The organism is Vibrio sp. 947 (assembly GCF_033339115.1).
Taxonomy (GTDB): domain Bacteria; phylum Pseudomonadota; class Gammaproteobacteria; order Enterobacterales; family Vibrionaceae; genus Vibrio; species Vibrio alginolyticus.
In genome coordinates this window covers 23,989-30,435 of the sequence record NZ_JAWOTX010000043.1, presented here as the reverse complement: position 1 = coordinate 30,435, position 6,447 = coordinate 23,989, and the positions used below count along the sequence as shown (strand labels likewise).

Genomic DNA, 6,447 nt, shown 5'->3' with positions numbered 1-6,447 from the left:
AGTTCTTTTAGTTGTTGATTTCATAACACTCTCCAATTTTGGGGGTGGAAAGTGTCAACCTTATTTAGGACGGCACATTCGTACAAAATAAAAGACCTCCATATGGGAGGTCTTTTTAATTCAATATCACTAAAAAGTGATTAGAAGTTCGCAGAGCGAGGAGTACGTGGGAATGGGATCACGTCACGAACGTTGCCCATACCAGTGACGTAAGATACTAGGCGCTCAAAGCCTAGACCGAAGCCTGCGTGTGGCACTGTACCGTATTTACGTAGGTCGCGGTACCAGCTCATGTGTTCAGGATCGATACCCACTTCACGCATACGTGCATCTAGAATGTCTAGGCGCTCTTCACGCTGAGAACCACCGATGATTTCGCCGATGCCCGGTGCTAGAACGTCCATCGCTGCAACTGTTTTACCGTCATCGTTAGCACGCATGTAGAATGCTTTAATGTCTTTCGGGTAGTTCTTAACGATTACAGGTGCTTTGAAGTGTTCTTCAGCAAGGAAACGCTCGTGCTCAGAAGACATATCGATACCCCATTCAACTGGGAATTCGAACTCACGACCTGAATCAAGAAGGATCTGGATTGCGTCAGTGTAGTCAACTTGCGCGAAGTCAGAAGAAACGAACTGCTCTAGACGAGTGATTGCTTCTTTGTCGATGCGTTGAGCGAAGAACTCAAGGTCATCACGACACTCGGCAAGCACTGCTTTAAACACGTACTTGAGCATGTCTTCAGCCAGTTTCGCTACATCATCCAGTTCTGCGAACGCAACTTCAGGCTCAACCATCCAGAATTCTGCTAGGTGGCGGCTTGTGTTTGAGTTTTCAGCACGGAAAGTAGGGCCGAAAGTGTAAACTTTGCTTAGCGCACAAGCGTAAGCTTCTGCGTTTAGCTGACCAGATACGGTTAGGAACGTCTCTTTACCGAAGAAGTCTTCGTTGTAGTCCACTTTACCAGCGTCAGTGCGAGGAAGGTTTTCCATGTCTAGCGTAGATACGCGGAACATTTCACCAGCGCCTTCAGCATCTGAAGCCGTGATCAACGGCGCAGATACCCAGAAGTAACCTTGCTCGTGGTAGAAGCGGTGGATTGCTTGAGATAGGCAGTTACGTACACGTGCTACTGCACCGATTACGTTTGTGCGCGGACGTAGGTGCGCAACTTCACGTAGGTACTCGATTGAGTGACGAGTTTTTGCCATTGGGTAAGTTTCAGCATCTTCAACCCAACCAACCACTTTAACGTCAGTGGCAGCAAGTTCGAAGTCTTGACCCTTTGCTGGAGATTCAACAATCTTACCAGTTACTTCAACAGAGCAGCCAGTCGTTAGCTTTAATACTTCGTCTTCGTAATTATTAAGATTATTTGGGACCACGGCCTGAATCGGGTCGAAACAAGAGCCGTCATATATGGCAAGGAAAGAGATTCCAGCTTTGGAATCGCGACGTGAACGGATCCAGCCACGAACAGTCACTTCGCTGTCTACTGCTAGCTGACCTTTCAATACGTCTGATACAGGCGCGTAAGTCATGTTTTCAATATTCTCCATTGAGGTAAAAATTCAACTCAACGCTTACTTAAAGTACTTGTCTAATAACATTTTTGTTCAAAAAACAAGCTAAGCGCTGAGTTGGGTAGCATTTTACAGATTCAACGAGACATATTACCTCTCAATTCGCTCGCATCAACCTTTATATTCGTTTTGATGGGGAGAATCTCTCTATTTATTCACTCTTTTGTGCTCTGAAAGTGTGAATTGGTTTAGTAATTGCTCTAAACGTTCGGATAGATGCTCTAAATCAACACTAATATCACGCGTGTGCGATGCTGATTGCGATGTGTCGTTAGCATGCAGTGTGATCACATCTATTTTAGATTGAATATGCTGACTTACATCAGATGTGGTTTGCGTCTGGTTTTGGATATCTTCTGCATGTCTGAGCACTTGGCGCATTTCGTCAACAACGTTATGCATTGTGGCTGATAGTGCCTCGACATCGACAGAGCGTTGATGAGCAAACTGGCAGACGGTATCAACAGAAGTTAATGACTCTTCACTTCCTTGCTGGAATTGAGAAATGATATGTTCAATATTACCAGTGGCCTCAGCCGTCCTAGAAGCCAGGTTACGCACTTCTTCCGCGACGACCGCAAAACCGCGCCCTTGCTCTCCGGCACGGGCGGCTTCAATAGCAGCATTCAACGCGAGCAGATTGGTTTGTTCTGCAATACCCTTAATAACCACAAGAATGGACGACACTTCTTCGGTTCTTTGGTTTAGAGAGCTGATTTTTTCCCGTACGGTATCAATGTTACTTACTAGTTGTTTGATGTCTTCACTTACATTGTGTGCTTGGCTTGCACTATGAGTGGCGACATCAACGGTGTGATTGACCAAAACAGTAGCGTTGTTAGTCGAGTCCTCAACAGCAGTTTGTTGCTGCAGCATATCGGTGATATTGCTTTGTACTTCGCTGGTCTCTAGCTGTTGGTTATTGGCCGCTTTATCTGTGGACTGCGCGACAGCAGTTAGTTTACTCGCGGAGTCGGCAAGTGAGTGAGAGGTGTCTTGCACACGTTCTAAGCTTTCGGAGACCGTGTCCATGAATGAATTGATGGCTGTAGAAAGTTGGCCCACTTCATCCTGTTGGTGATGCATCAGTCGTTGAGATAGATCTTTACTATGGCTCACATTCGACATGAATTTCGACGTTCTTTGAATTGGTCGTACAATGATTTTCTGAATCAAACTCATCGTTATGATGAAGCCCACAAATGCGATTACGGCCATTATTCCCATCGCAAACATTGCCTGTTTACTGATCATTGAATTGACATGATTCATGTTGTATTCCAAGCGAATCGCGCCCAACACTTCTCCTGCTGGTGCAACGTGGCAAGAAACGCAGTTGGTGCCACGGTAATTTTCGCTCGATTTCATTGGTAGTGCGACTACTAACCCTTTGCCCCAATCGGCTGAGATTGGTTCAATCACCAGTTCACCATTCAACGCTCGTTGATCAATATCATCGACAGGCTGCTGGTTTTGTTGCCCAGGTCCGTAAAGTTTGGTCACAGTATCAGCTCGCAACACGCGAACTGCTTCAATGCCTTCTTGGGCCAGGGCCTTTTGACGTAAGGTTTCTTTTTGCGACATGGTGCCCGTAAGCATCATCATATTTAGGCTATCGAAATAATTACTAGCCTTATCATGGAGTTGTTCACTAAGAACATCATTGATTAAGGTTTTTTGTTGATGGTATTGGTAAGCCGTAGAGGCAGCTAGAACGCAGCTGAAGACAGCAATTAACGCCAGTAAGAGCTTAAAAGTGATAGTTGAGCGCATAAATTTATAAGTGTAATTGGAACGAACTGCACAATATTAATGTGCACAAATGCGCACTGCGAACAACGAAATGAATGATTGTGACCCCACACATGTTGGGGATATGTAATTGTGATGTGAGTGCTGTGTAATCAAATGTTTGGCGCGTGACAGAAATACGGCGCTTTGGTGTGAGTGATAGCAAAGAGGCCAGGAACCAGCGGAAGTTTTTGCTACGCTTGTATGGGGTAACGCTTGTCTCTTGGCAGCGAATTCCTTAGTATTGCCTGTCTTTTTAAAGCCTGAGAATCAAGATGAAAACAGAATTATACAAAGAGTTTATGTTCGAAGCAGCACACCATTTGCCACACGTACCAGAAGGTCACAAGTGTGGTCGTTTGCACGGACACTCTTTCCTTGTTCGTCTTTATGTAGAAGGTGAAGTTGATCCACATACAGGTTGGGTAGTGGATTTTGCAGAGATCAAAGCTGCATTTAAACCAATTTACAATCGCTTAGACCATTACTACCTAAACGACATTGAAGGGTTAGAGAACCCGACTAGCGAAGTGTTAGCAAAATGGATTTGGCAGCAGCTTAAGCCAAGCTTACCACTGCTAAGTAAAGTCGAAATCAAAGAAACGTGCACAGCGGGTTGTATTTACAAAGGCGAATAAGTCACTTTCTATTGAGCATTAAACAAAGGCAAGAGAGAAGCTTGCCTTTGTTGTGTCTGAATGGCCCAATTTTGATTATGCTTCACCAGCTAGCTTAATGGGTGTCGTAGAATCCATTCTTTTTCATTATCACCCAATGTTGTTTCCTCTGTATTAATGAATCCGCACGCATCAAGAAAACTGATAGCGTATTGCTGACTTTGTGGGACAGTGGCGCAAAGAGAGGTGCTTTTAGGGTTAATGGTATACGCATAAAGGAACAGTTTACGCAATGCCTCACTCCCAACCCTTTGACGTTGGAAACGTTGATCAATCATCAAGTATTTAAGCTCCAGTTCGTATCGTTTAGCAAACGGCGCATGTTGGGAGAAACCTTTATCGATAACAAGATAGCCTACTAATAGGTCATCAGAATAAATCGTAAAGAACGCCTCTGACTTACTGCGTTTTTGGTAAGCCATTTCAAACGGTGTAAAAAATCCTTTTTGCTCTTCTTGCACATCCAATTGCATCAAACTTGAAAAATCTTTCAGTTTGGTGGGTTTAATCGCAATCATCGCTCAATCACAAATTGGCGGCATACCGTTATGCCACCACGAGTTTTTATAGAGTATTAAATCTATTTTAAGTAACTAACCGAGTGAAGAAAAGCTAGCAATGAAGAGGGTAATAATAACCTTGGTGAATATAGGCGCCCAATGTTGTGAGTAAGTGAGCACTGTCTGCCGTTTCTACGCCTTCAACAATGACCGTGCAGCGATACGTATTGCCCATAGCAATTAACTGACGCAAGGTTTCTATCTTTTTATCATCAGATTTTAGGCCAATAACAAATTCTCGGTCGATTTTGAGGTAGTCAGGATTCAGCTTGCTGATAAGCGCCACATTATTATTGCCGGTGCCAAAGTCATCAATACTGATTTTACAATCCAGTGCTTTTAGTTTCGCGACATTGCCATAAATCTCAGAGGTATAATACATCGATGCATTTTCTGTGATTTCGATTGTCAGCAAACGGCAATCCCGATTAGATAGCTCTCTATATAGGATTGAAAAGTTACGCCCTCGCAGCAAAGAAGGACAAACGTTAATGCTGATAGGGATGGGCAACGCTTTTTGTTTGGTGTAGATGGAATCAATCACCAGTAAGGTATGAGTTAGCAGCAATCCATTGCGGATCAGTGTTTCAATAAACCGTTGCGTATTTTTTACCTTAAACCGGGAGAGGGCTTCGTAGTGCACAATCTTTTGTGCCGAAGTGTTATAAATCGGTTCCAGTTTTATTTTGAATTGTCGAATTGCGCACAAGTAAGCCATAAAGGCTTGTAGGGAGCGGTGACGCAGTATAATGAGAAAAAGTAAGCTCAGTAGAATGATACTTTGAAACGGTCCAGAGATGTAATACACCTCTTTATAGCCACTATTCTTTACGTGATAATTGAAAAAGCGTTCATTGGTGTTACCAATCTCTAACGACGTTCCGGTATTCGTTGATAGCTTCATACCGGAAAGAAAAAAACGTGAAATATGATTTTCAACATTGTCGGATAAGTTAATGTTTTTAACACGAACCAAAACAGTTGCGTTATTTAAGTCAAATGATTGGGTCGTGTAATTGTTATTGTTACTCCACTCTTCAAAGGCTTTTTTGCTGACAGGGACAACGGTTTCTGGAGTGACTAAGCATCGAATATTGAAACGATCTAGCATCATGCTCGATTCCACCAACTTCACATTATCAAATAGCGACTTCAGTTCGCTTTCATTAGCAAAGCAACTCCTGCGGGAAAGGCTCTCTGCAATTTCGAAGGCGTTATCCAGATAATTATGTTTAACGATGCTGTTTATCGCGTAGTAACAGATAGCAAAGAAAATGATCGCAGTGATCAACACAACCCACATCGCTTCTGAATAGATCTTTTTGTTACGCAGGCAAATACGAAGTGCTTTTCGAAGACTATTGGTTGTGTATTGATTGATCTTCTGTTGATGTTCGATGCCATTCTGGTGGTTGTTTTGCATAGTAAAAGGGATGAAGTATCCGGTCCGGTGAATGTTTTCGATAATGTTTTTGTTAGTGGTTAAGTGTTCTTCCGTGAGCTTGCGAAATTTCTTTCTTAGAGCGGCCACCGCGTTTTTAAAGCCATTTTCAGGCAGTGTCATTTTGTATTGTTGAGTGATTTTGCTTTCTATTAACCGCTGACTAATCGGCGTATTTAAACTGCCGTATGTGGCGATAGTTGACAGAATGGCGTACTCATTTGGGTTGACAGGAATGGAGTGGTGGAGTGACTGATTGAGCTCTAGAGATATTTCGTTTTCGGACAAGCAAACGCAGATTTGGTTTCCAATTTCAAACCTAATCATGTGTTGATGTGCTCCAAGTTTAATTTTTGGCTACGTTATCAATAAAGCTAGGGAAGAGATGTGATTTT

5 protein-coding genes are annotated in these 6,447 nt (G+C 43.1%); 1 reads left to right on the top strand and 4 read right to left on the bottom strand.

Translation table 11 applies throughout. The features are described from left to right. Nucleotides 1-140: 140 nt before the first annotated feature. Nucleotides 141-1,541 (bottom strand): asparagine--tRNA ligase, encoded by a 1,401-nt coding sequence (gene asnS / locus R7Q39_RS28280; RefSeq protein WP_017636101.1) that lies wholly within the window; start codon nt 1,539-1,541, stop codon nt 141-143. Nucleotides 1,542-1,730: 189 nt separating this feature from the next. After that, on the bottom strand, nt 1,731-3,356 hold the full coding sequence (locus R7Q39_RS28275) for a methyl-accepting chemotaxis protein (protein WP_042522778.1): 1,626 nt from the start codon (nt 3,354-3,356) through the stop codon (nt 1,731-1,733). 293 nt (nt 3,357-3,649) lie between these two features. Between R7Q39_RS28275 and queD the strand changes: the two genes are divergently transcribed. Next, nucleotides 3,650-4,012, top strand: a complete 363-nt coding sequence (gene queD / locus R7Q39_RS28270) for a 6-carboxytetrahydropterin synthase QueD (RefSeq protein ID WP_005376896.1) — start codon at nt 3,650-3,652, stop codon at nt 4,010-4,012. 89 nt (nt 4,013-4,101) lie between these two features. Here the strand turns inward: queD and R7Q39_RS28265 are convergent, their stop codons facing one another. Continuing rightward, complete coding sequence (locus tag R7Q39_RS28265; RefSeq protein WP_025767296.1) at nt 4,102-4,569, bottom strand: GNAT family N-acetyltransferase; 468 nt, start codon at nt 4,567-4,569, stop codon at nt 4,102-4,104. Nucleotides 4,570-4,663: 94 nt separating this feature from the next. Continuing rightward, nucleotides 4,664-6,379 carry an EAL domain-containing protein gene (locus R7Q39_RS28260; protein WP_031778938.1) on the bottom strand — a complete coding sequence of 572 codons (1,716 nt, stop codon included), beginning with the start codon at nt 6,377-6,379 and terminating at the stop codon, nt 4,664-4,666. Nucleotides 6,380-6,447: the final 68 nt, after the last annotated feature.

What these genes read in the sequence shown, in the direction of transcription:
- R7Q39_RS28260 (WP_031778938.1), bottom strand. Translation starts at nt 6,379, where the DNA reads ATGATTAGGTTTGAAATTGGAAACCAAATCTGCGTTTGCTTGTCCGAA.
- R7Q39_RS28275 (WP_042522778.1), bottom strand. Translation starts at nt 3,356, where the DNA reads ATGCGCTCAACTATCACTTTTAAGCTCTTACTGGCGTTAATTGCTGTC.
- R7Q39_RS28265 (WP_025767296.1), bottom strand. Translation starts at nt 4,569, where the DNA reads ATGATTGCGATTAAACCCACCAAACTGAAAGATTTTTCAAGTTTGATG.
- queD (WP_005376896.1), top strand. Translation starts at nt 3,650, where the DNA reads ATGAAAACAGAATTATACAAAGAGTTTATGTTCGAAGCAGCACACCAT.
- asnS (WP_017636101.1), bottom strand. Translation starts at nt 1,541, where the DNA reads ATGACTTACGCGCCTGTATCAGACGTATTGAAAGGTCAGCTAGCAGTA.